A 23,635-nucleotide genomic window follows, 5' to 3' on the forward strand; every position below is an offset into this window, starting at 1 on the left:
CGCTCGATGGTCAGTTTCTTCCGCCGCAAGAAGCCCGAAACGCCCGCCTCCAAGCGCCGTTACGACATCGAGGAACTGGCCGCCGCGTTCCCGGATGCCAACCGCGATGCGCCGTCCTCGCGCGACGCGCCACCCGCCGATGACCCGTCGTCGTCGCCTGCGCCGGATCAGCCCGCGGGCTCGCAGACCGGGGCAGCGCAGTCGCCCGCACCGGCTCGATCCGAACCCGAGCCTGTCCCGGCTGAAATCATCGCCGCAGCGATGGAGGATGCCGCGCCATCGACCGACGCAACCCCAGGCCCGGCGCGCGAACCGGATCCCGAAGCAGAACCACCGCCGGATACGGAATCCACAACCGACCCGGGCCCGGATGGGACGCCCGCCGCGGCGCCCGGTTCGAGCGGCTGGCGCGACCGCCTGCGCGGCAGCGCCTTCGCGCGCAGCTTCGGCGGCCTGTTCTCGCGGAATCCGCGCCTGGACGACGACCTGCTGGACGAGATCGAGACCGCGTTGATCACCGCCGACGTCGGCGTTTCGGCGACGACCGAGCTGGTCGAGGGCCTGCGCACGCGCATGAAGGCTCGCGAATTCGCCGACGCCGGCGCATTGCTGGATGCGCTGCGCGCCGACCTGGCGGCATTGCTGGCCCCGGTCGCGCGGCCACTGGTGATCGACGAAGCCTCAAAGCCCTTCGTCGTGTTGACCGTCGGCGTCAACGGCGTCGGCAAGACCACCACCATCGGCAAGCTGGCCCACCGCTTCAAGAATGAAGGTCGACCGCTGATGCTGGCCGCCGGCGACACCTTCCGTGCCGCCGCCGTCGCCCAGCTGCAGGCCTGGGGCGAGCGTAACGGCGTACCGGTGGTGGCGCAGGGACAGAACGCGGATGCCGCCTCGGTCGCGTTCGATGCGCTGCAGGCGGCCAAGGCACGGGGCACGCAGGTGCTGATCGCCGATACCGCCGGCCGACTGCACACCCAGCAGGGCCTGATGGCCGAGCTGGGCAAGATCAAGCGCGTCATCCAGAAGCTGGACGCCTCCGCGCCGCACGAAGTGCTGATGGTCATCGACGGCACCACCGGCCAGAACGCACTCAGCCAGCTGCGGCAGTTCCACGCTGCGGTCGGCGTGACCGGGCTGGTGGTGACCAAGCTCGATGGCACGGCCAAGGGCGGCGTGGTGTTCGCGCTGGCGCGGGAATTCGGGATCCCGATCCGGTTCGCCGGGATCGGGGAGCGTCCGGAAGACCTGAGGGTGTTCGACGCGCAGGCGTTCGTCGACGCCCTGCTGCCCGCAACCCTCGGCCGCTGACGTCGCCCGCCTCGCCCCCCGGCACTCGCACCCCAGCAGATGAGCGACGCCGCGCCCGCTTCCCCCGCCGTCCGTCGCCGCCGCTGGCCCTTTGTACTGGCAGCGGTCGTCGTAGTGCTGCTGGCGATGGCGTACTGGGGAAGCCGACCGTCGCGAGTCGCCACCGCGGTGCTGTCGCGGGTGGAGGCGGCGCTCGGGCTGGAGATCACCGTCGGCGGCGCCAGCGAATACCGGCTGCGCGACCGGCCCACGCTGGTGCTGCGCGAGGTCGAGGTGCGCCAACCCGGCGCGGCGACGCCGCTGCTGCAGGCCAAGCGCATCCTGCTGTCGCTGCCATGGTCCACGCTGCGTGCCCGCGGGGCCGAACGGGTCGTGCACCGGGTCGAACTGGACGGACCGCGATTCGACCTGGCCGCCTACCAGGCATGGAAGGCCACGCGCCCGACCGCGCCCACCCGGTTGCCAACCCTTACCGATGGGCTGCAGGTCGCCGACGGGCGCATCCTGGGCGGCAACTGGTCGATCGAACACGTCGACCTGGACGTGCCGTCCTTCCATCCCGACCGGCCGGTCGCCGCCGAGGTCTCGGGTCGCTACGTCAGCGGACGGGTAGCGGTGCCCTTCGCCTTCCGGGCCGCGTTGACCCGGCCTTCGCGGGGTGCCGGGCTCGGGCTGGTGGGCGGCGTGGAGGTCCAGGCCGGCACCTGGCGGTTGCCGATGGCCGCCATCGCCAGTGGCCGGCTGCACGAGGGCGATGACGGGCTGGGGCTCGATCGGCTGCGCTATGCGGCGGACGCGCGATACGTCGGTGGCTCGGTCGACGAGCCGTTCGCGCTCGGGCTGGCCGGACGCCTGCGTTACCGCGACGGTCGCCTGCAACTTGCACCGCTGGGCGTGGGCATCGGCGGGACCACGCTGGTTCCTTCGCTGCACGCCGGCGGCAGGCTGTTGCTTGACGACGAACTGGCGATGGCGCTCGAAGGCACGCTTGCGCAGTGGCCACGGGCGTGGCCGGCCCTGCCGGAACCCCTGGGGTCCTCTGTTTCGCCCTTGCCATTCGAACTGCAGTACCGGGGTGCGCCCGACCTGTCGGGTGGGACGGCGTTGCGGCTGGAGCGGGACGGAACGCATTTCGATGCCGCGTTCCGGCTGCCGGCGGTGCTGGAATGGCTGGAGTCGCGGACCTCGGGCACGCCACTGCCCCCGCTGCGCGGAAAGCTGGTGGCGCCCCGGCTGGAGATTGCGGGCGCACAGTTGCATGGCGTGGAGATCGAGTTCGAGGACGAGCCGGTGACGGAGTCCGGTCGATGACGGCCAGCTGCGTGTCCGCCGGCTCCGTGACTCCAGCTCCATGAAGGCGGGCCCCGTGGAGTCCAGCGACGGTTTCGCCCCCCGTCTGCTGGCGTGGTTCGAGGGCCACGGTCGCCATGACCTGCCCTGGCAGCACCCGCGCACCCCGTACCGCGTGTGGCTGTCGGAGATCATGCTGCAGCAGACGCAAGTGGTCACCGCCACCGTCTACTTCGAGCGTTTCGTGTCCTCCCTGCCCGACGTTCCGGCATTGGCCGCCGCGCCGCTCGACGACGTCCTCGCGCTGTGGTCGGGGTTGGGTTACTACGCGCGTGCCCGCAACCTGCACGCGGCCGCCAGGCTCTGCGTTGAGCGCCACGAAGGCCACTTGCCCCGCGACATGGACGCTCTTGTCGCCTTGCCCGGGATAGGCCGGAGCACCGCCGCGGCGGTGCTGTCGCAGGCGTGGGGCGAGCGGTGCGCGATCCTCGACGGCAACGTCAAGCGGGTGCTGGCGCGCTACCACGGCATCGATGGGTGGCCGGGGCGGCCCGTGGTCGAGAAACGGATGTGGACGATTGCCGAGCACCACGTCGCGCACCCCTGCCTCGACGCGGCCGCCATGCCCGACTACACCCAGGCCCAGATGGACCTCGGCGCGACGATCTGCACACGCGCCAACCCCGCCTGCGTGCTGTGCCCGCTGCAGGCTGACTGCATCGCACGCATCGAAGGTCGTACCGGCAGCCTGCCCACGCCGCGCCCGGCCAAGGCACTGCCCCAACGCAGTGCCCAGGTCATGTGGCTGGAAGACCCACAAGGGCGCGTGTTGTTGCAGCGCCGCCCTTCGACGGGCGTATGGGCCTCGCTGTGGTCACTGCCGCAGGTCGACGATGCCGCAGGGGCACGGGCGTGGTGGGCCGCCAATGCACGCGCAACGCCGCCCGGGGGCACCGAGCTGGAGCCCATCGACCACGCCTTCAGCCACTATCGGCTGCGGCTGTACCCCAGCCGCTGGCGCGGCGTCGATCTGGCCGACCACCTGCGCGACAATGACGACTTGCGCTGGCTGCGCTACGACCAGCTGCGAACGCTCGGGATTCCCGCGCCCGTTCGGCGCCTGCTGGAATCCAGCTGCAATTGAACTGCCACCCGACCCCACGCGACAGGACCGCACATGCCCCGCACCGTCTACTGCCAGTTCGAGAAGCGCGAGACCGAAGGGCTGGATTTCGCACCCTGGCCCGGGGCGCTCGGGCAACGGGTGTTCGAGAACATCGGCAAGCCGGCATGGTCGGCGTGGCTGGCGCACCAGACCATGCTGATCAACGAGAACCGGCTCTCGCCGATGAACCCCGACCACCGCGCGTTCCTGGCCGCACAGATGGAGCGCTTCCTGTTCGAGGGTGACGTCGAAGCACCGGCCGGCTACGTGCCGCCGGCCGCACCCGGTGCCTGACCGCGCTCCATCATTTCGACCGAATCGCGCATATCCCGTTCGGCCTGCTTGAGGGCCTTTGTATCCAGCGGGCGGATGGTTTGGATCCGGCACGGAAAGTGCGTGGTGCCGGGCCCCAGCGCGACCACGTCATCGAAGCGCGCATGCACCCGTCGGGACTGGTGGGTCAAGGTGATTGCATGGGCGAATGCCAGGTCGGTGCACCGACCCGTCAGCTCGAGCAGCCAGGCCTGGCTGGGGCGGGTCCACAGCGCCAGCGCGCGGTCGCCCAGGGGTGTCCAGCCGCTGATGCGCCCGGAGTAGTGGAAGCTGTCCACCGGAGCACCGGAATGCTGGTGGTACAGAGCGAGGCGCTGCTCGTCGCGCAGTCCGGCATCCGTCGCGCACCCTGCCAGCAGCACCACCGACAGCGCAGCAGCGAAGCGCCAACGCCAACAGCGGGCCGTACGCGCGCCGCCCGCTCGACCACTACCGGCGCGGCAGCCTGCGCTGCGATTGCCCTGTGTTCGATCATTCATTGCCCGCTCCTCCTCTTTGCGTGATGGACCTGCTGCGGAATCAGCTCGGTGCCCGCGCGACGACTGCGCCTCGAGCGCGTAGTGGTCGCGGTGGCGCGGCTGCTGGGGGCGGCCCATCATGCGCCCTGCCCACCCGCGCAGGTTGCAGCGGCCACCGGCCATTCAGTCCCGCGCGTGCTTGCCAGCCTGCCGACCCGTCCGTATGATGCCGCTCCTCACACGGCCCGTCCGTGACGTGGCCGGGTAGCTCAGTTGGTAGAGCAGGGGATTGAAAATCCCCGTGTCGGGGGTTCGATTCCCTCCCCGGCCACCATTTGGTGGCAGTGAGATCAAGGCGTTGCCGAAGCCCGCACTCGTTGCGGGCTTTTCGTTTCTGGCGGCTGTGACCTCAGTGTGCCGTCGATCCGGCACGCGGCCCCACGCAGAGGGTCTACCGCGAACGCGTACCGCAGGGCCATCTCGTAGCTGGCCCGACTGCCCCGCTCCATGAGTTCCTGCAACGGCGTCCCGTTCTGCACCTGCCACGACGCCCAGGTGTGTCGTGGATCGTGCCAACGGAACGTCCGCTCGATGCCGGCGTTCCAACGCCTTCTTCCATGCCTTGGCGGAGCCTGGGCCACCGGCCTACCTTCGTAGGTAAACACGTACTCAGCGTCCTGCCCGTGTCGCCGCGCCAGCACATCCATCGCTGACGCGTTCAATGGGACGCCAATGGCCCGACCAGCCTTGGCTTCGTCTGGATGGATCCACGCGACACGGGGGGCCATGTCCACCTGCTCCCACCGCAGGAAGGACACATTGCGCTGCCTCAGGCCGGTTGCGAGCGCGAATTGCGCCATGTCCCGGAGATGGGTTGGCAGCTCCGACAGGAGCCGCCGCGCTTCATCCGGGGAAAGAAAGCGGATTCGCCCCTTCGGTTCCCCGATACAGCCGGACCTTGGGGATGGTGTCCAACCATCCCCACACGGCGCGCGGGCGCGGCGCAGGCGCGATTTGTGCTGTGCCTGCTCGACGTGATCTCGTACACGCGATCGAGCCACAGCATGCGGAAAGCCGGATTGAACCGCACGAGTTGTAAACGCGAATCACTATCATTAAGATGCACGCGCCGCAGCCACTGCTGCTCACCAACGGAAGACCAGTGAACCCCTCGTTCCGCATCGCGCCCCTTGCCGGCGCCATCCTCGTTGCCTGCTCCAGCCTCGCCCACGCCGACCCGGGACCCACTCCCGCCCTGGCCACGCTGCCAGTGGACCTGGACCGCATCGAGGTCCGTGCCGAGCGGGAAGGGTACGGACCGCAGGCCACGAGCACCGCCACCAAGACCGATACCGACCTGGAGGACGTGCCGCAGGCGGTCACGATCATCAGCGAGCAGCTGATCCAGGACCAGGGCCTGGGCACCATGACCGACGTCCTGCGCCTGGTTCCGGGCGTGGGGGTCGCCCAGGGCGAAGGCCATCGCGATGCACCGATTTTCCGCGGCAACACCTCCACCTCCGACATGTTCGTCGACGGCATCCGCGACGACGTGCAGTACATCCGCGACATCTACAACGTCGAACGCGTCGAAGTGCTGAAAGGCCCCAATGCGATGGTGTTCGGCCGCGGCGGCGTCGGCGGCGTAATCAACCGCGTAACGAAGGTGGCCGACGGCAACACCTACGGCGAGCTCGGCGTCCAGGTCGGCAGCTTCGATCGAGCGCGCGGCGTCTTCGATTTCGGCCAGCCGATCACCGCCGGCAGCAGCTTCCGCGTAACCGGCCTGTATGAGGATTCGGAAAGCTTCCGCGATGGTTTCGAACTCGAGCGCTACGGCATCAACCCGACCTTCGCCTTCGGCATCGGCGACGCCACCTCGGTGGTGCTCGGCTACGAGTACTTCAGCGACGAACGGGTCGCCGACCGCGGCATTCCCTCGTTCAACGGCCGCCCGGTCGACGTGCCGCTGGACACCTTCTTCGGCAGCCCGGATCTGAGCTACGTCGACGCCGAGGTCAATGCCTTCAGCGCACTCGTCGAACACCAGTTCAGTCCCGACGTGGTTCTTCGCAACCGTACCCGGATCGCCGACTACAGCCGCTTCTACCAGAACGTGTATCCGGGCAACGTCACCGCGAATGCCGACGGTGAACTGTTCGTCGACATCTCCGCCTACAACAACAACATGGATCGCGAGAACGTCTTCAACCAGACCGACCTGGTGATGAAGCTCGAAGGCGGCGCCATCGACCACACGCTGCTGGTCGGCGCCGAGTTCGGTCGCCAGGAAACCGGCATCTTCCGCACCCGTGCCACGCTGACCGGCCCCTCGCGCCTGCCGATCAGCGACCCCCGCTACGTCGGCGGCGTCGATTTCACCCCTCGCATCGACCTCGACAGCGTGGCCAAGGTCGCCGCCGTCTATGTGCAGGACCAGATCGAGTTCTCGCCGCAGTGGCAGGCCGTGGTCGGCCTGCGCTACGACCATTTCGAGGTGGAAGCGAACGATCCGCTCGCCCCCGCTTCGCTGAGCACCCGCGACGACCTCTGGTCCCCGCGCGTCGGCGTGATCTGGCAGCCGGTCGAAGCGCTGTCGCTCTACGCCAGCTACACCACGGCCAGCCTGCCACGCGTGGGTGAGCAGCTGTCTTCCATACCCGCATACGCCGACGACGGCAACGCCAGCCTTCTGGACCCGGAGGAGTTCGCAAGCCACGAGCTGGGAATGAAGTGGTTCGTGCAACCGGACCTCATGTTCACCGCCGCGGTCTACCAGCTTGATCGCAGCAACGTGGTGGTCTCCGATCCCCTGCAGGCTGGCGAGTTCATCCTGTTCGACGGCCAGACCACCGAAGGCGTCGAGCTCAGCCTTGCCGGCGAAGTGACCGACCGCTGGAGCGTCATCGCCAGCTACGCCTACCAGGACGGCACCATCAAGGACCCGGTGAAACCCGATGCCCGCCCCGCGCAACTGCCGCGGCACAGCGCGGCCATCTGGAACCGCTTCGACCTCGACGATGCCTGGGGCTTCGGCCTGGGCGCCGTCTACCGCGACGATGTCTTCGCCACCACCAGCAACAAGGTGACGCTCAACAGCTTCGCCCGCGTCGATGCCGCCGTCTACTACACACTGAACCCGCGACTGCGCTTCCAGCTCAACGTGGAGAACCTGTTCGACACCGACTACTTCGCGAGCGCGCACAATGACAACAACCTGATGCCGGGCTCGCCCCGCGCGGTGTATCTGGGCGCCAACTTCAGCTTCTGAAGCGCGGGCCCATGATCAAGGGACGGAGGCGGCTGTTTTCCACTGGCTGCTTCCGTCCCTTTTAGTTTGTCTGGTTACCGGCTTCCTCCTGTTTACGCGTGGTGAAGTGAACCAGCAACGGCCGGGGAAAGTCCGCCAGGTCCGCACAGGTCGCCCGGTACACGGCGGGGTCGAACGCGGGACAGGGGCTCAGGTTCCGGAATTCCCCCTCACCACGTAATGCAGCGCGGCCGCCTCTAGATTGGCGAACTGCACGCCGGCCGATGCGCAATACGACGCCGGGTCGAAGTGGATACTGCGGGCGACCTGCGCAGCGTGGCTTTCGCCATTGGCACTCATTTGTCGGGACTGGCGAAAGCGGGATGGATCGAAAGGTTTACCGCGAATTTAGTGCTGGTGGTGGATCGGAAGGCCGCGTCACACTGTTTGCGCGGATGCAGGGCCTTGTCATCAGACCGTTCGGCCGGCGACCGAGGGTCCTGCCAGGATCAGCGACTTGCCTCCGGCGGAGCCCGTAGGCTCCCCCTTCAACAGGAGGAAGGCGCTGAACCGGAACCGGCCGGGCAGTGGGCTGCCAAGGCATGGTTATTGCCTGCCTGGTTAGACTCGGATCGCACCCCCGCGGGAATACCAGTCCATGCTTCTTGCAACGCCACGCTCGCGACCCCTGCGTTTTGCCGCCTTCGCGGTCGCTGCGGTGTTGCTGGTCGGGGTGGGCGTGGCCACAGTATGGGGAATCCGCGGGTTTGCCCGCAGCGCGGAGTGGGTCGAGCACTCCTACCAGGTCATCGCGGGAATCGACGCGGTTGAAACCTCGGTGCGCACCGTCGAGTCGGCCGCCCGGGGATATCGCCTGACCGACCGTCCGGAGCAGCAGGCCGAATATCTGGCTGCCGTCCCCGCCGCCCTGGCCCATGTGGCGGAACTTGAAGCTCTGACGCGTGGCGACCCCGCCCAGTCCGGTCGTGCGCGCGAGCTGCGGGCAAGCGTGGAAGGCCGGCTGGGGGAGTTGGCTGCCCTGGTCCAGCTGCAGAACATGCAGGGAGCCGAGCAAGCCCGGCTTTCATCAATGGCGGGCGTCGGCCTGGGCGAAACCACCCGACTGGCCGGACTGGCCACGCGCATGCGGGCCGCGGAACGCGCCTTGCTGGACGCCAGCCGCCGCGAGACCCTGCTCAGGGCCAACTTCCTGATCGGCTTCATCGCGCTGGGCATCGTGCTGCCGCTGGCCCTGCTGGGCCTGCTGCTGGCTGGCCTGGTGCAGGAAACCCGTCGCAGCCGGTCGCTGGAACGCGAGGCACGCCAGGCCATGCGGGACCTCGAAGCGACAGTGGTGCTGAGCGACCGGCTTTCCGAGCAGCGCCGGAGCCTTGGCGTGTATGCGGGCCTGCTGCAGAGCTGCCAGAGCCTGGACGAGGCCATGACGCTGACCGCCAGCGTGATCGCCGAACTGCTGCCGGACTCGGGTGGCCGCTGCTACACCCTGCGCTCATCACAGAATATGGCCGAGTCCACTGCACGCTTCGGCGATGAGCTGATTCCAAGCGAGGAACTCCTGCAGCCCCAAGATTGCTGGGCGCTGCGCCGCGGACAACCCCACCGCACCGGCGAGGAACATGGCCACGTCCACTGCCCGCACCTGCGGGTGGAGCCGGGGCGGCCGAAAGCATGGAGCCTTTGCGTGCCCCTGATGGCCCAGGGCACGTCGCTGGGCTTGCTGCACGTCACCGGACCCGAGAACGGCAATGGCCACGATGGCGACATCGCGCTTCTGGAGGCGATCGGCGAACAACTGAGCCTGGCGATGGTCAACCTGCAGCTTCGCGAGACATTGCGCGTGCAGTCCCTTCGTGATCCGCTCACGGGCCTGTTCAACCGGCGCTACCTGGAAGAAAACCTGCACCGCGAGCTCCAGCGTTGCGAACGGCGCGGGCTGCCGCTGTCGGTGCTGATGGTCGACGTGGACCACTTCAAGCGCTTCAACGACGAGCACGGCCACGCGGCCGGGGATGCGCTGCTGTCGCGCATCGGCCAGACACTGCAGCAACTCACGCGCGACGAAGACATCGCCTGCCGCTACGGCGGCGAGGAGTTCACCGTGGTGCTGCCGGAAGCCGACGCCGCAAGCGCACGGCGGCGAGCCGACGAAATCCGTGCCGCGATCGGCGCCACCACGGTCAGCCACTTGCGCAAGACACTCGGACCCAACACCGCCTCGATCGGTGTGGCCACCTTCCCCAACGACGGCGACGCGCCGGCCCGGCTGCTCGAGGTGGCCGACACGGCGCTGTATCGCGCCAAGTCCGAGGGCCGTGACCGGGTGGTGTCTGGCTGAGTAGCCGGGAAGCGACCCTGGCCGCCGTGTGGTTCAATCCAGCGTCTGTCGACTGGGGAACCCCGCAATGACCCGCATCGCCCGCCTTGCGCTTGCAATCAGTGCCCTTGCCGCCGGCAGTGTCGCCGCTGCGGAGCCCGTCGCCCTGCAGTGCGGCCGGCTGTTCGATGCCCGCGCCGGGCGCATGCTGGATGCGCACACCGTGGTGGTGCGCAACGGCCTGGTCGAACGGGTGGAGCCGGGCCGCGTGGAGGTGCCGGGCGCCCGGGCCGTGGACCTGTCGGGCCACAGCTGCTCACCGGGCTGGACCGACCTGCATGTCCACCTGGGCAGCCAGTCGAGCCCGGAGAGCTATTCGGAAGGATTCCGGCTCGACCCCGTGGACTACGCGTTCCGCTCCGTGGGTTACGCACGCAAGACGCTGATGGCCGGGTTCACCAGCGTGCGCGACCTGGGCGGTGAAGTCAGTCCGCACCTGCGCGATGCGATCAACGAGGGCCTGATCGTGGGGCCACGCATCTGGGCAGCGGGCAAGTCGATTGCCACCACCGGTGGCCACGCCGACCCCAGCAACGGCGTGAACGACGCGCTGTCGCACCTGATGGGTCCGCCCGGCCCGACCGAGGGCGTCATCAACTCGCCCGAGGAGGCCCGCCAGGCGGTGCGCCAGCGGTACAAGGAGGGCAGCGACGTGATCAAGATCACCGCCACCGGTGGCGTTCTGTCCTACGCACGCTCCGCCGACGCCCCTCAGTTCACGCAGGACGAGGTGGCCGCAGTGGTCGCCACCGCGCGCGACTACGGTTACAAGGTCGCCGCGCACGCGCACGGCGAGGAAGGCATGCGCCGGGCGGTGGCGGCCGGGGTCGACACCATCGAACACGGCACCTACATGAGCGACGAGGTGATGGCGCTGATGAAGCGCAATGGCACCTGGTACGTGCCCACGATCCATGCGGGACGCTTCGTGGCGGAGAAAGCCAAGATCGACGGCTACTTCCCGGAAGTGGTGCGGCCCAAGGCCGCGCGCGTCGGCGCGCTGATCCAGGACACCGCGGCACGTGCATATCGCAACGGCGTCAAGATCGGTTTCGGCACCGACATGGGCGTGGGCCCGCACGGCGAGAACGCGCGAGAGTTCATCTACATGGTGGAGGCCGGCATTCCCGCCGCGGTGGCGCTGCAGTCGGCCACCGTGCATGCTGCCGAAGTGCTCGGCGTCGACGACCAAGGGGTGATCGAGGCCGGCAAGCGGGCCGACATCATCGCCATGCCCGGCAATCCGGTGGACGACATCAACGCGGTGCTGGGGGTGGATTTCGTGATGAAGGACGGCACCATCCACGCGTCTCCCGGGGGCTGAGGACGGCAGCCGGCCTCAGCGTCGCCCGGCGAGCGCCACCGCGAGCAGCCATGCGACCAGCGCGACGCGCTGGGATACCGGCGCCGGCCACCACGGCGTGGGCGCCAGCACCATCAACAGCACCACGGCGCCCAGCATGGCCTGGGTGAGCGCGAACCCGCGCCAGTCGGCGCAGCGCAGCAGCCCCAGGGCAAGCGCGGCGCTCGCGGGCACGAATGCCACCCACCACAGCGGCCAGGCGGTCGCATGACGCTGGCTGGCCGGGCTGTCCAGCTGGTTCGCGTCCAGCGGCAGCAGGCCCTGCGCGGCGAACGCAAGGCCTGACAGCGCAAGCATCCAGCAGCCGATCCCCGCCAGCGGGCTTGCTCCGGCTGGCAAGCGGCCGCGCAGTCGCACCGCCAGCACGGCCGCCATGGCACCCGGCAGCACGAACACCAGCACGTTGAAGGTGGCGGCAGCGGGCATGCCGGCGGCGCCGGGCAACCCCACCGGGTGCTCAAGGTGCGAATACCCGTCCAGCGCGCCGGCCAGTCCCAGCAGCGCCAGCAGGCACAGGGCCAGCGTCGCGGTGCCCGCATGTCGCATGATGTCCTGCATCCCATCGTTCCGATCCATCCGCGCATGCTAGCGTGCGCGCCCCCGCGGCCGGTTGCGTCCGGCCACGCGCGCCCCCATCTGCCGTACGACCCCGAACGAGTGCCGCCCATGACCGCCGATGCCGCCCTCCACGTATTCGATGCCACTGCCGATGCCTTCGAGACGCAGGTCCTGCAACGGTCCCTGCAGGTGCCGGTGCTGGTCGACTTCTGGGCCGAGTGGTGCGGGCCATGCAAGCAGCTCGGACCGGTGCTGGAGAAGCTGGCGGCCGACTACAACGGCGCATTCGAGCTGGCCAAGGTCGATGTCGACAAGGAGCAGCAGCTGGCGGCCGCGTTCCAGATCCGCTCGATCCCCACGGTGATGCTGGTCAAGGGGGGCGAGCTGGTGGACGGCTTCCCGGGCGCGCTGCCGGAAGGGCAGCTGCGCGAGTTCCTCAAGCAGCACGGCATTGAACCGCTGCCTGCCAAGGATGCCGAGCCACCGCCGGAGACCGAAGCCGCGCCGCTTGACCCGCACGCCGAAGTCGAGCGCCTGCGCGCCGAGCTCGAGGCCGCGCCCGGCAACGACGAACACAAGCTGGAGCTGGCAGTGGCGCTGCTGCAGACCGGCGCGAGCGACGAAGCGCGCACCCTGCTCGACGCCCTGCCCGCCAACCTCTCCACCGACGACCGCGCCCAGCGCGCACGTGCGCGCCTGGCGTTTGCCGCGTTGCTGGCCGATGCGCCCACGGTCGCGCAACTCGAGTCGGCCGTGTCCACCGACGCCGACGACCTTCGTGCCCGGCACCTGCTGGGAGTGCACCACGTGGTCGGCGGGCGCGCCGAGCTGGGGCTGGAGCAGTTCCTGGAAATGCTGCGGCGCGACCGCGATTTCGACGACGGGCTGCCACGCAAGGTGCTGATCGACGCCTTCCGCATCATCGACGACGCCGAACTGGTGGGCCGCTACCGCAGACGCATGTCCTCGCTGCTGTTCTGAGCGGGGCAAGGCCACCGGCGCCGGGGCCTTCCACTAAAAGACGGGTTGACTGTACGCCCGCGTATGGCAGGCTGGGCACCCCCTCCTGCCCGCACCCGCATGAAAGCCAGCACCTTCCGGCACCTGCTCAACTTCTGGCCACCCTTCCTGTTCACCGGCATCCACGTCACCACGATGTCGGATGACTTCCGGCGTGCCCGGGTCGAGATGCGGATGCGGCCCTGGAACCGCAATTATGTCGGCAGCCACTTCGGTGGCAGCCTGTTTGCGATGACCGACCCGTTCTGGATGTTGCTGGCGATGAAATCGATCGGGCGCGAGTACATCGTCTGGGACAAGGCCGGCACCATCGAGTTCGTCAAGCCCGGGCGCGGCACGGTGCATGCGCAGTTCGTCCTGGAGGACGCCGTACTCGACGAACTGCGCCATGCCACCGCCGACGGCGACCGCACGCTGCGCTGGTTCGACACCGACGTTCGCGACGCGGACGGCGAGGTGGTTGCCCGCATCCGCAAGCAGCTTTACGTGCGGCGCAAGCGGGGGCGCTAGACCGAGGGGCCCCTGCTTCGCTCTGGGAACGCGCCGAGTGCCGGAGCGCGGTATGCTCGGTGGTCGCAACAGGGGGCGGCCCATGTCGAACCTCGTGTCCGACGACGACAACGACAACGATCCATCGCCGCTGCCGGATATCGCCGGCTACCGGATGCTGCGCGTCATCAACCACGGCGGCATGTCCACCGTGTACCTGGCCGAGCAGGTCGCGCTGTCGCGCGAGGTCGCGGTCAAGGTGATGATGCCGCAGGCGCTGACCGACGAAGTCAGCCGCCGCCGCTTCGAGAACGAAGTGCGCACCATCGCCCGTTTGGAACACCCGCATATCGTCGGCATCCACGAGGTCGGGCGCACCCGCGACGGGCTGCCTTACTACTCCATGCCGCACATGCCGCGCGGGCACCTGGGCCAGCGGAGCTTCCGCGAGGACGTCGGGCGGGGGGACGAGCGCCGCGTGCTTGGGATCACCCGTGCGCTGCTGTCGGCGCTTGAGTATGCCCACGGCCGCGGCGTGGTCCATCGCGACGTCAAGGCCGAGAACGTGCTGTTCGACGATGGCGAACGGCCGATGCTGGCCGATTTCGGCATCGCCCTGCGCCGCGGATTCGGTCCGCGCGTGACCTCGGCGGGCATGGCCGTGGGCAGCACCGCGTACATGGCCCCCGAACAGGCGCGCGGGGAGACGGTGGATGGACGCGCCGACCTCTACAGCCTGGCCGTGCTGCTGTGGGAGATGCTGACCGGCGATCTGCCGTTCAAGGCCGGCGATGCGCTGACGATGGCGGTGATGCACGCGCAGGACCCGATTCCCCGACTGCCGGCGGAACTGCGTCACTGGCAGCGCTTCATGAACCGTGCGCTCGCCAAGCAGGCTGCGGCGCGGTTCCAGAACGTGGCGGAAATGCGCGAGGCCATCGACAAGGTGGAAGGCCGTCGTCCGCTGCCAGGCCTGGTGCCGATGCGACGCGGCCTGGCGGGTCTCCGCCGCAGGCCGCGGGCGGTTGCCATTGCCGCCGCGCTGCTTGCGGTGGTGGGGGCAGGCGCGTGGCTGCTGGCCGGAGATCGCGCCGAGGGGGACGGTTTTTTCCGCGCCTCGCTGGCACCCGGCGAGGCCGCCGGTCCGCCGGCGAACGGCGTCGATGTCGCCGACGCGATGTTACGGCCCCTGCCCGAGGCGCCCCTGCAGACGTCGCTGGAAAACGCCCGTCGCCAGATGGCCGCCCGCAACCTCACCGAACCCGAGGGCAACAACGCCTACGCCAGCGTGCTCAGCGCCTGGCGCGTGGAGCCCGACAACCCCAACGTCCAGACCGCCATTGCCGGGCTGACCGATGCATTCGCCGGGGAGTTGACCTCGCACCTGCGGGCCGGGCGGGACGACCGGGCGCGCGAGTACCTCGGTCACGCCACGCAGCTGGCCACCACGACGCGCACCACCGACTCGGACGCGCTCGGTCGCATGCGCGAAGGCATCGGACAGGCGCTTGCAGCCCGTGCCGACGCCGCCGTCGCCGATCACGACGCCGCCGCTGTCCAGCGCCTGGCCGCGCTGGGGGTGGAGTTGGGCCTGTCCAAAGCGCAGGCCGACGCCCTGCGCGCGCGCGCCGATGCGATTCCCCGGCGTGGCCAGGCGGTGGCGGGCGACCCGCTGGGGGCGGTCATCATCGATGACTCGGCCGCACTTGCGCGGCGGCCGGTGTCGCGCGCGCTGTACGCACGCTTCATCGAATCCACCGGACGCGAGGCTTCCCTGTGCCGGGAGCGCGTATCCCTGCTGCGGGTGATCGACCCCCGCAGCTGGCGTGAACCGGGCTTCGCACAGGGCAACAACGACCCGGTGGTCTGTGTATCGGTCGCCGATGCAGAAGCCTTCGCGGGCTGGTACAGCCGCCAGAGCGGGCACCGCTACCGGCTGCCCAGCAGCGCCGAAGCCCGACAGCTGGCCAGCCAGGTCGGCAGCCGGCCGCTTTCCCTCTGGGTGCGCGACTGCGGCACCGACTGCCAACAGCGCCAGGTGCTCGGCGGCTCGTGGCGCGACGGCAAGGGCCAGCGCGCGCTGGCCGCCTCGCGTGGCTACGACGACGTCGGCTTCCGGCTGCTGCGCGAGCTCTGACCCCGGCCTCGCGCCGGGGCGCCCCTACAATGCGCGCCATGTCGCATCCCACAGCCCTGCCCCGCGCCAGCTTCAAGGCCACCCTCCTCACCGGCCTGCTCACCCTGCTGCCGATCTGGTTGACCTGGGTGGTGGTGAAGTTCGTCTTCGTGCTGCTGTCGGACATCAGCCGGCCCATCACCGGCCCGGTACTGCAGAGCCTGGCCAAGGCCAACCCCACCGCCTGGGGCTGGCTGGTGCAGCCCTGGGTCGACCACGGCATCGCACTGGTCGCCACCGTGCTGGTGATCCTGCTGTCGGGCGTCATGACCCGTCGCGTGTTTGGCCAGCGCATGCTGCGATGGCTCGAATCGCTGATCCGGCGCATTCCATTCGCCAGCACCATCTACGGAAGCGCACGGCAGTTGCTGGACATCCTCCAGACCAAGCCCGATGGCACCCAGCGCGTGGTGCTGGTGGACTTCCCGCACACCGAGATGAAGTCGATCGGCTTCGTCACCCGGGTATTGAAGGAGCAGGGCACCGGCCGGGAGCTGGCCGCGGTGTACGTGCCCACCACGCCCAATCCCACGTCGGGTTACCTGGAGATCGTGCCGGTGGAGAAACTCACCCCCACCGACTGGAGCGTGGACCAGGCGATGAGCTTCATCATCTCCGGCGGCGCGGTTTCCCCCGAGACGATCCCGTTCTCCCCTCCCCGGCACGACGCACCAGCCTGAACCCGTCGCGGCCGGCGGAAGACGCGCAACCGTTGCTCCGCGGTTTCACGCAGCCGGCCACCCCTGCGGTGACCTTCGGCCCATGCCGGCGCCATCTCGCCGGGCGAGGCTCGGGGGCTATGCTGCGGGACGGTCCTGTCCGGCCCGATGCCCCGACCCGAACTGGAGAACGCGATGAAGCCCGTTGCCCTGCACCGCTCCCTGCTTGCCCTGGCCCTGTCGACCGCCCTGCTGGGCTGCGCAAGCACCGCGCAATCGCCCACGTCCGCGTCCATCGACCCAGCGGGCGCCGCAGCGCTTGCCGAAACCAAGGCCGAGCGCCTTGATGCCCTCTACGCCCAGTACTGGGAAGAACTGCTGGAACTCAATCCGCTGGCCGCCACGTACCAGGGCGACAGCCGCTACAACGACCGCCTGCCCGACTTCCTGTCGGCCGGGTACCGCGAGCAATCGCGCGCGTTCACCCAGCGCTGGCTCGACACCGTGCGCGCGATTGGGCCGGAGGGACTGCGAGGGCAGGACCTGCTGAGCTACCAGATCTTCGTGCGTGACGCGGAGAACGAGCTGGCGGGCGAGCGCTTCCCCGGTTGGCAGCAACCCATCAACCAGTTCTACAACTTCGCCTCCACCGCCGTGCAGCTGGGTTCGGGCACCGGCGCGCAGCCGTTCAAGACCGTCGAGGACTACGACAACTGGCGCAAGCGTGCCTCGCGCATCCCGGCGCTGTTCGACACCGCCATCGCCAACAGCCGCACCGGCATGGAAAGCGGCATCGTCCAACCTCGTGCGCTGATGGAGAAGGTCATCCCGCAGCTTGACGCGCTGATCAAGGACGACGCCGAGCAGACCCTGTTCTGGCGCCCGGTGGAGACCATGCCCGACACGTTCCCGGCCGCCGAGCGCGCACGTATCACGGCCGAGTACCGGACCATGATCGAGGACGAGCTGATGCCGGCCTACCGGGAGATGCGTGCGTTCGTCGCCAACGAATACATGCCCCGCACCCGTGACAGCGCCGGCCTGGGCGCGCTGCCCGGCGGGGCCGAGTGGTACGCCTACAACGCGCGCAACTCCACCACCACCGACCTGACGCCCGACCAGATCCACCGGATCGGCCTGGACGAGGTCACCCGCATCCACGGAGAAATCCGCAAGGTGATGGCCGAGGTCGGCTTCCAGGGCGACATGCAGGCGTTCTTCGAGTTCATGAAGAACGACCCGCGCTTCCAGTTCGAGAGCGAAGAGGCGCTGCTGACCTACTACCGGTCGCTGGAGGACAAGGTCAACGTGCATGTGCCCAAGTTGTTCTCGCTCACGCCCAAGGCGGCGTTCGAGATCCGTCCGGTCGAGCCGTTCCGCGCCCAGTCCGCGGCCGGCGGCTCCTACATGCGACCCAGCGAGGACGGGAGCCGCCCGGGCATCTTCTACGTCAACACCTATGACCTGCCCTCCCGGCAAACCTGGGATGCCGAGGACCTGTTCCTGCACGAGGCGATCCCCGGCCATCACTTCCAACTGGCGTTGCAGCAGGAGTTGACCGGCCTTCCGGCATTCCGCAGGTTCGGCGGCGAAACCGCCTTCACCGAAGGCTGGGGTCTGTACGCGGAGTCGCTCGGCAAGGACCTGGGCCTGTACTCCGACCCGTACAACTACTTCGGCTACCTCCAGAACGAACTGTGGCGTGCGATCCGCCTGGTGGTGGACACCGGCCTGCACAGCAAGGGCTGGACCCGCGAGCAGGTGATCGCTTACATGCTGGAGAACTCGGCCACCGCGGAAACGCCTGCCATCTCCGAGACCGAGCGCTACATGGCCATTCCCGGCCAGGCACTGGCCTACAAGATCGGCGAGCTGAAGATCAAGGAACTGCGGGCGAAGGCCGAGGCCGAGCTGGGCGCGGGCTTCGATATCCGCGAGTTCCATGCCGAAGTGCTCAAGGACGGCTCGGTGCCGCTGGACGTGCTGGAAGGCAAGATCAACCGCTGGATCGCGGCGCGCAAGGGCTGACCCGCAAGCCAGGCGAACACCGGTCCGCCAGGGCGCTGGAGGCCGTCGCCGCGCGTAGCACCAGGCCCAGGGAACAAAAAAGGGGCCGGCATCGCTGCCGGCCCTTCGTTACATCAAGTCCGCAGGTGCGTCAGGCACCCACGTCCCGGCGCGCACTGCTGCGGCCGGCGCCGCCACGGTGCTGCTTCGGGCCCGCGTGCGCATGGCGCGCGGCAGGCTTGCCGTGCGGGCGGTGCGCCGGCTTGCGCGGCCCATTGTTGCGGCCACCCGGGCTGCGCGGGTTGGGAATGGCGATATCCAGCCGGATCGGGCGGCTGGGCGCATACCCGTCAACCGTCACCATCTCGATGTCGTCCTTGAGGATGCGCTGGATCTGCCGCAGCAGGCCGCCCTCGTCGGGCGAAACCAGCGAGATCGCCTCGCCCGTCGCGCCATTGCGACCGGTGCGGCCGATGCGGTGCACGTAGTCCTCGGCCACCATCGGCAGGTCGAAGTTGATCACCAGCGGCAGGTCGGGGATGTCCAGGCCGCGCGCGGCGACGTCGGTCGCCACCAGCACCCGCACGCGGTTGGCCTTGAACGCATTGAGCGCCTTCTGCCGTGCCGCCTGGCTCTTGTTGCCGTGGATCGCGACCGCCTTCAGGCCTGCCTTCTCCAACTGCTCGGACAAGCGGTTGCAGCCGTGCTTGGTACGGCCGAACACGATGACCTGGTCGTTCGGCCGCGAAGCCAGGATATCGACCAGCAGGTCACGCTTGCGACCCGAGTCCACCGGGTGCGCGCGGTGCGCAATGGTCTCGATGATGGTGTTGTTGGCCGCCACCTGCACCTGCTGCGGGTTGCGCATGAACTCCAGCGCGAGTGCCTTGAGCTGTGCCTCGAAGGTGGCCGAGAACAGCAGCGTCTGGCGATCGCGCGGCAGGCGGGCCAGGATGCGCTTGATCGCCGGCAGGAAGCCCATGTCGAGCATGCGGTCGGCCTCGTCCATGACCAGGATCTCGATCCCGTCGAGCTTGGCGGTGCCGCGCTCGATGTGGTCGATCAACCGGCCGGGGGTGGCCACCAGGATGTCCACGCCCCGGCGCAGTGCATCGACCTGCGGGCCCATGCCGGCACCGCCGAAGATGGTGGTGGTGCCCAGGCGCAGGTGCTTGCCGTAGCTGCGGATGCTGTCATTGACCTGCACGGCCAGCTCGCGGGTCGGGACCAGGATCAACGCGCGCGGCTTGCGCGGACCGTTGACGCCGGTCTGCTTGGACAGCAGGTTGAGCAGCGGCAGGCCGAACGCGGCGGTCTTGCCGGTGCCGGTCTGGGCGCCGCCCAGCAGGTCGTGGCCGGCCATCACCAGGGGAATGGCCTGGGTCTGGATGGGGGTGGGCGTGTCGTAGCCCTGTTCGGACAACGCGCGCAGCAACGCGGGCGAAAGCCCGAGGGATTCAAAAGACATGTGTTGGAACTCCAGGTGTGCGATCCGCGAGCCAATGTCGCGGAGTAACCCGGAGCGTTCCCTAAACCGCGCTGCGAGTAATCAGGTTTTAAACGGTACCGGATGCTCCGGGACCGTGTCGGCGCTACGAAAGACGTGCGGGATAAATAGTCGCGTCGGGGTCATTGCGACCGGCGAGGCGACAGGCAACCTGGGAAACGTACCCCTTGCGGGGAGGCAGCCGTGCGCTGAACGGAGGGAATCGTACGCTACCGCCCGTTCCGGCGCCAGCCCGGTACGCCCCGCTCGTTCAGCCGCTGCCCTGCGGCGCGGCCTGTTCGGCTGCAGGGATCGCGCCCTCGTCCAGGCCACCCCAGGCCGAACGCATCTCGTCCAGCACCGCGATCGCGTGGGCGACGGCATCGCGCTCGTCCGCCGACAGCCCCGGGTGCCATACGTCGAAAATGAGCACGGTCCGGTCCTGTCGCGAGCGGTTGGCGGCGGTGTGCAGGAAGGAATCGTCGAAGATGAGGAAGTCGTCCAGTGTCCAGGTCCGGGTGACGCCGCCCACCGTGATCGAGCAGCCGGCAGTCGGCAGCTCGATGGCCATGTGCACTGTCAGCTTGATGTTCGACAGGCCGTAATGCGGGGGCAGCTCCACGCCCGGCCGCAGCCGCGAGATGAAGCACTCGGGCGCGTGCGGCGGACATTGCGCAAGCGGCACCTGGTCCAGGAAGGCCCGCGTCCGCGGCAGGCGCTGCATCAGCGCCGAATTCCATCGCCCACCCTGCAGCAGGTGTGTGGCCAGCCAGTCGGAGCTGCCGGCCAGCCCTCGCCACAGGGGGTCGCGGGCGGCCTCCACCTGCACATAGGGCGAGAAGTTCCGCTCCGCGGCCACCACCCCGAGCAGCTCTTCCCGCAGCCCCGGCATGCCTTCCCGCACGCCCGCCAGGTCCGGCACCTGCGAGGTTGCGAACCAGGGCACGGGCTCCAGGGCCGCGTAATACAGGAAAGCAGGCTTCTGCTGTCCCGAGCGAAAGGTCTCGGTGCGCCGACCGAAGTAGCTCTCCACCCAGCGCTGGAACGCGGGATGGGTGGAGATGCCGCGCAGATAGGCGTAGGCGGCGCCAGCCAGTTGGACTTCGCTGCGGGCAGGCGCCTGCCCGGCTGCCCGTCGGTCCGCGCGCAGGCGACGACAGGCGTCATGAACCTCATTGCGGTCCGCCGCCGCTTCGATGCGGCCAAGGAAATCGAGTTCTGCGCTGCTGGCCACGGGCCGCCCCTGCTGCATGACAGTGCGCAGTCTCCCATGGCGGCAGCGCGCGACGGATGCCTCTGTCGTCAACCGGGTGCCGACTATGACCTTCGACACCCCCACCGGCCCGGGTTCGGGTCCAAGATGGTGGGCAGCCCCGTTTCCGGGGCCACCCTTCCCATGCCTGCAAGGCCGGAGCAACTGTGAACCTGAAGAACCCCAAGATCCTCCTGTTGTCGCTGGCCATCGCCGGCGTGCTTGCCGGCTGCAACCGCCAGGACGCCGACACCCCGGCCACCGGCAGCACCGACACCGCCGCCGAAACCGCCCGCTTCACCGTGGACGAGACCAACCTGCCGCCGGTGAACCGCTTTACCCAGGCCGACCTGGATCCGGCCGTCGACGCCTGCACCGACTTTGGCGGGCACGTCAACGGCAAGTGGCTGGCGGCCAACGACATCCCGGGCGACCGTACTTCGTGGGGCGCATTCGAGATGCTGGACGAACGCTCCAAGGCCGTGCAGCGCCAGCTGGCCGAACAGGCGGCCGCGCTTGATGACGCCAATGGCGTGGAGAAGATCGTCGGCGACCTGTGGGCCACCGGCATGGACGCCGAGGCGATCAACGCCGCCGGCATCACCCCGATCAAGGACCGGCTGGACGCCATCGCCGCCCTCGACAGCAGTGAAGCCGTCGCCGAGCACCTGCGCACCACGGCCGCCAAGGGCCAGAACGTCCTGTTCGGCTTCGGCCCGGAAGCGGACTTCAAGGATTCCGCGAACAACATCGCCTACGCCATGCAGGCCGGGCTCGGCCTGCCGGACAAGACCTACTACTTCGACGCCGACAAGGCCGACAAGCTGGCCGCCTACGAGCAGCACGTCGCCAATGTGCTGGAGCTCTCCGGCGTGCCCGCGGCGGACGCCGCCACGCAGGCCGAACAGGTGGTCGCATTCGAGAAGCGCCTGGCCGGCGTGTCCAAGTCGCAGGAGGAGATGTCGCGCGACGTCTCGCTGTACTACAACCCGGTCACCCCGGCAGAGGCCGACGCACTGACCCCGAACTTCAGCTGGACCCGCTTCTTCGACTCGCAGGGCGTTGCCGCACCGGCCATGTTCTCGCTGGCGATGCCGGCCTTCCACGCTGAAGTCAGCGAGATGCTGGAGGACGTACCGGTCGAGCAGTGGCAAAGCTACCTGCGCTTCCACACGGTCGACGGCGCATCGCCGTACCTCTCCGACGAGTTCGTGCAGGCCAACTACGAGTTCTACGGCAAGACCATGCGCGGGCAGGAAGAACTCAAGGAGCGCGGCAAGCGCGTGCTCGACACCATCGAAAGCCAGGCCGGCGAAGCACTGGGCCAGCTCTACGTGGACGTGGCGTTCCCGGCCGATTCCAAGGCCAAGATGCAGGAGCTGGTGGACAACCTCAGCGCCGCCCTGAAGCCGCGCATCGAAAACCTGGAGTGGATGGGCGAGGAAACCAAGGCCAAGGCGATCGCCAAGTGGGAGACCTTCACCCCGAAGATCGGCTACCCGGACAAGTGGCGTGAATGGACCGGCCTGGCCACCGACCGCGACAGCTACATCGAGAACGTCCTGGCCGCGCAGGAGTTCAACTACAAGTGGCAGCTGTCCAAGATCGGCAAGCCGGTGGACAAGACCGAGTGGGGCATGAGCCCGCAGACGGTCAATGCCTACTACAACCCGCTGCAGAACGAGATCGTGTTCCCGGCCGCGATCCTGCAGCCGCCGTTCTTCGACCCCAACGCCGACGCACCACTCAACTATGGCGGCATCGGCGCGGTGATCGGCCACGAAATGATCCACGGCTACGACGACCAGGGCAGCCGCTTCGGGCCCACCGGCAACTTCGAGAACTGGTGGACCGAATCCGATGCGACCGGCTTCAGTGGCCTCACCGGCAAGCTGGAAAAGCAGTTCAACGCCTACGAGGCCAAGCCCGGCAAGATGGTGAACGGCCGGCTGACGCTGGGTGAGAACATCGCCGACCTGGGTGGCCTTGCGGTGGCGTACGACGCGATGAAGAAGGCCACCGACGGCAGCGCCGACCCGATGACCGAAGGCATGACCCGCGATCAGCGCTTCTTCGCCAACTGGGCAACGGTGTGGCGCCGCAACTTCACCGACAAGGAGCTGGACGTGCGCCTGGCCACCGACTCGCACGCACCGGCGAACTTCCGCGCGATGGGCGCGCCGAGCAACCTGCCGGCCTTCGCCGCGGCATACGAGTGCAAGGCCGGCGACGCGATGGTGCGTGGCGGCGACGACCAGGTCGTGATCTGGTAACGGTGGATCGATGACCTGCCCGGAGTGATCCGGGCCCCCGAAGGCCCGGCATCCCCGGGCCTTCGTTGTTTGCGTGCCCGAACCCGCATTCGGGTCGCCGCCGGGCCGTTCATGGCCGGGCGATTCCCGCTTGATAGACTCCGGCGGTCA

At 68.6% G+C, this 23,635-nt stretch carries 19 protein-coding genes and 1 tRNA gene; 14 read left to right on the forward strand and 6 right to left on the reverse strand.

All coding sequences use genetic code 11. The features are described from left to right. The first annotated feature begins 6 nt into the window (after positions 1–6). From ftsY to ACJQWL_RS04010, 4 genes are read left to right on the forward strand one after another with little or no spacing between them, the layout of a single operon-like run. Positions 7–1,311: a signal recognition particle-docking protein FtsY gene (gene ftsY, locus ACJQWL_RS03995; protein WP_330967645.1), complete on the forward strand. Its 1,305-nt coding sequence runs from the start codon at positions 7–9 to the stop codon at positions 1,309–1,311. 39 nt (positions 1,312–1,350) lie between these two features. Further along, complete coding sequence (locus ACJQWL_RS04000; protein ID WP_330967609.1) at positions 1,351–2,622, forward strand: AsmA family protein; 1,272 nt, start codon at positions 1,351–1,353, stop codon at positions 2,620–2,622. A 40-nt stretch (positions 2,623–2,662) separates the two neighbouring features. Beyond that, a complete protein-coding gene (mutY, locus tag ACJQWL_RS04005) occupies positions 2,663–3,745 on the forward strand; it encodes an A/G-specific adenine glycosylase (RefSeq protein ID WP_330967608.1) in 1,083 nt (360 codons plus the stop codon). A gap of 33 nt (positions 3,746–3,778) precedes the next feature. Further along, complete coding sequence (locus ACJQWL_RS04010) at positions 3,779–4,060, forward strand: oxidative damage protection protein (protein ID WP_330967607.1); 282 nt, start codon at positions 3,779–3,781, stop codon at positions 4,058–4,060. Here ACJQWL_RS04010 and ACJQWL_RS04015 read toward each other — a convergent pair. After that, positions 4,030–4,578: a DUF6491 family protein gene (locus tag ACJQWL_RS04015; RefSeq protein WP_411300732.1), complete on the reverse strand. Its 549-nt coding sequence runs from the start codon at positions 4,576–4,578 to the stop codon at positions 4,030–4,032. The two genes, ACJQWL_RS04010 and ACJQWL_RS04015, sit on opposite strands and share 31 nt — an antisense overlap. A 237-nt stretch (positions 4,579–4,815) precedes the next feature. Here ACJQWL_RS04015 and ACJQWL_RS04020 point away from each other — a divergent pair. Beyond that, a tRNA-Phe gene (locus tag ACJQWL_RS04020) sits at positions 4,816–4,891 on the forward strand. A 16-nt stretch (positions 4,892–4,907) separates the two neighbouring features. Here the strand turns inward: ACJQWL_RS04020 and ACJQWL_RS04025 are convergent. After that, the gene (locus tag ACJQWL_RS04025) at positions 4,908–5,618 is read right to left on the reverse strand and encodes a site-specific integrase (RefSeq protein ID WP_411300733.1); all 711 of its coding nucleotides are present in this window, start codon (positions 5,616–5,618) and stop codon (positions 4,908–4,910) included. 101 nt (positions 5,619–5,719) lie between these two features. Here ACJQWL_RS04025 and ACJQWL_RS04030 point away from each other — a divergent pair, with 101 nt between their 5' ends. Continuing rightward, positions 5,720–7,828 carry a TonB-dependent receptor gene (locus ACJQWL_RS04030; protein WP_330967605.1) on the forward strand — a complete coding sequence of 703 codons (2,109 nt, stop codon included), beginning with the start codon at positions 5,720–5,722 and terminating at the stop codon, positions 7,826–7,828. Between the two features lie 189 nt (positions 7,829–8,017). Here the strand turns inward: ACJQWL_RS04030 and ACJQWL_RS04035 are convergent, their stop codons facing one another. Next, the gene (locus ACJQWL_RS04035; protein WP_330967604.1) at positions 8,018–8,167 is read right to left on the reverse strand and encodes a hypothetical protein; all 150 of its coding nucleotides are present in this window, start codon (positions 8,165–8,167) and stop codon (positions 8,018–8,020) included. A gap of 298 nt (positions 8,168–8,465) precedes the next feature. Between ACJQWL_RS04035 and ACJQWL_RS04040 the strand changes: the two genes are divergently transcribed. Both ACJQWL_RS04040 and ACJQWL_RS04045 read left to right on the forward strand, forming a co-directional pair. Next, the gene (locus tag ACJQWL_RS04040; RefSeq protein ID WP_330967603.1) at positions 8,466–10,163 is read left to right on the forward strand and encodes a sensor domain-containing diguanylate cyclase; all 1,698 of its coding nucleotides are present in this window, start codon (positions 8,466–8,468) and stop codon (positions 10,161–10,163) included. A 67-nt stretch (positions 10,164–10,230) separates the two neighbouring features. Then, positions 10,231–11,526, forward strand: coding sequence for a metal-dependent hydrolase family protein (locus tag ACJQWL_RS04045; protein WP_330967602.1), 1,296 nt, complete (start codon positions 10,231–10,233; stop codon positions 11,524–11,526). A 15-nt stretch (positions 11,527–11,541) separates the two neighbouring features. Here the strand turns inward: ACJQWL_RS04045 and ACJQWL_RS04050 are convergent, their stop codons facing one another. Next, positions 11,542–12,141, reverse strand: coding sequence for a DUF998 domain-containing protein (locus tag ACJQWL_RS04050; protein ID WP_330967601.1), 600 nt, complete (start codon positions 12,139–12,141; stop codon positions 11,542–11,544). Between the two features lie 90 nt (positions 12,142–12,231). Between ACJQWL_RS04050 and trxA the strand changes: the two genes are divergently transcribed. The 5 genes from trxA to ACJQWL_RS04075 all read left to right on the forward strand — a co-directional run bounded on the left by trxA (position 12,232) and on the right by ACJQWL_RS04075 (position 18,495). Further along, positions 12,232–13,104: a thioredoxin gene (trxA, locus tag ACJQWL_RS04055; RefSeq protein ID WP_330967600.1), complete on the forward strand. Its 873-nt coding sequence runs from the start codon at positions 12,232–12,234 to the stop codon at positions 13,102–13,104. Positions 13,105–13,203: 99 nt separating this feature from the next. Then, positions 13,204–13,653, forward strand: a complete 450-nt coding sequence (locus tag ACJQWL_RS04060) for a DUF4442 domain-containing protein (RefSeq protein WP_330967599.1) — start codon at positions 13,204–13,206, stop codon at positions 13,651–13,653. Between the two features lie 82 nt (positions 13,654–13,735). Beyond that, positions 13,736–15,769: a bifunctional serine/threonine-protein kinase/formylglycine-generating enzyme family protein gene (locus ACJQWL_RS04065; protein WP_330967598.1), complete on the forward strand. Its 2,034-nt coding sequence runs from the start codon at positions 13,736–13,738 to the stop codon at positions 15,767–15,769. Positions 15,770–15,807: 38 nt separating this feature from the next. Next, positions 15,808–16,488 carry a DUF502 domain-containing protein gene (locus tag ACJQWL_RS04070; protein WP_330967597.1) on the forward strand — a complete coding sequence of 227 codons (681 nt, stop codon included), beginning with the start codon at positions 15,808–15,810 and terminating at the stop codon, positions 16,486–16,488. A gap of 174 nt (positions 16,489–16,662) precedes the next feature. Then, complete coding sequence (locus ACJQWL_RS04075) at positions 16,663–18,495, forward strand: DUF885 domain-containing protein (RefSeq protein ID WP_330967596.1); 1,833 nt, start codon at positions 16,663–16,665, stop codon at positions 18,493–18,495. 130 nt (positions 18,496–18,625) lie between these two features. Here ACJQWL_RS04075 and ACJQWL_RS04080 read toward each other — a convergent pair whose 3' ends face one another. Both ACJQWL_RS04080 and ACJQWL_RS04085 read right to left on the reverse strand, forming a co-directional pair. Beyond that, positions 18,626–19,942 carry a DEAD/DEAH box helicase gene (locus tag ACJQWL_RS04080; RefSeq protein WP_330967595.1) on the reverse strand — a complete coding sequence of 439 codons (1,317 nt, stop codon included), beginning with the start codon at positions 19,940–19,942 and terminating at the stop codon, positions 18,626–18,628. A gap of 289 nt (positions 19,943–20,231) precedes the next feature. Then, a complete protein-coding gene (locus ACJQWL_RS04085) occupies positions 20,232–21,194 on the reverse strand; it encodes an aspartyl/asparaginyl beta-hydroxylase domain-containing protein (protein ID WP_411300734.1) in 963 nt (320 codons plus the stop codon). 185 nt (positions 21,195–21,379) lie between these two features. On the opposite strand from ACJQWL_RS04085, the gene ACJQWL_RS04090 reads away from it, so the two are divergent. Then, on the forward strand, positions 21,380–23,485 hold the full coding sequence (locus ACJQWL_RS04090; protein WP_330967593.1) for a M13 family metallopeptidase: 2,106 nt from the start codon (positions 21,380–21,382) through the stop codon (positions 23,483–23,485). The last annotated feature ends 150 nt before the right edge of the window (positions 23,486–23,635 follow it).

Origin of the sequence: Novilysobacter viscosus (assembly GCF_046600715.1) — a bacterium.
In the GTDB taxonomy this organism is placed as follows: domain Bacteria; phylum Pseudomonadota; class Gammaproteobacteria; order Xanthomonadales; family Xanthomonadaceae; genus Lysobacter_C; species Lysobacter_C viscosus.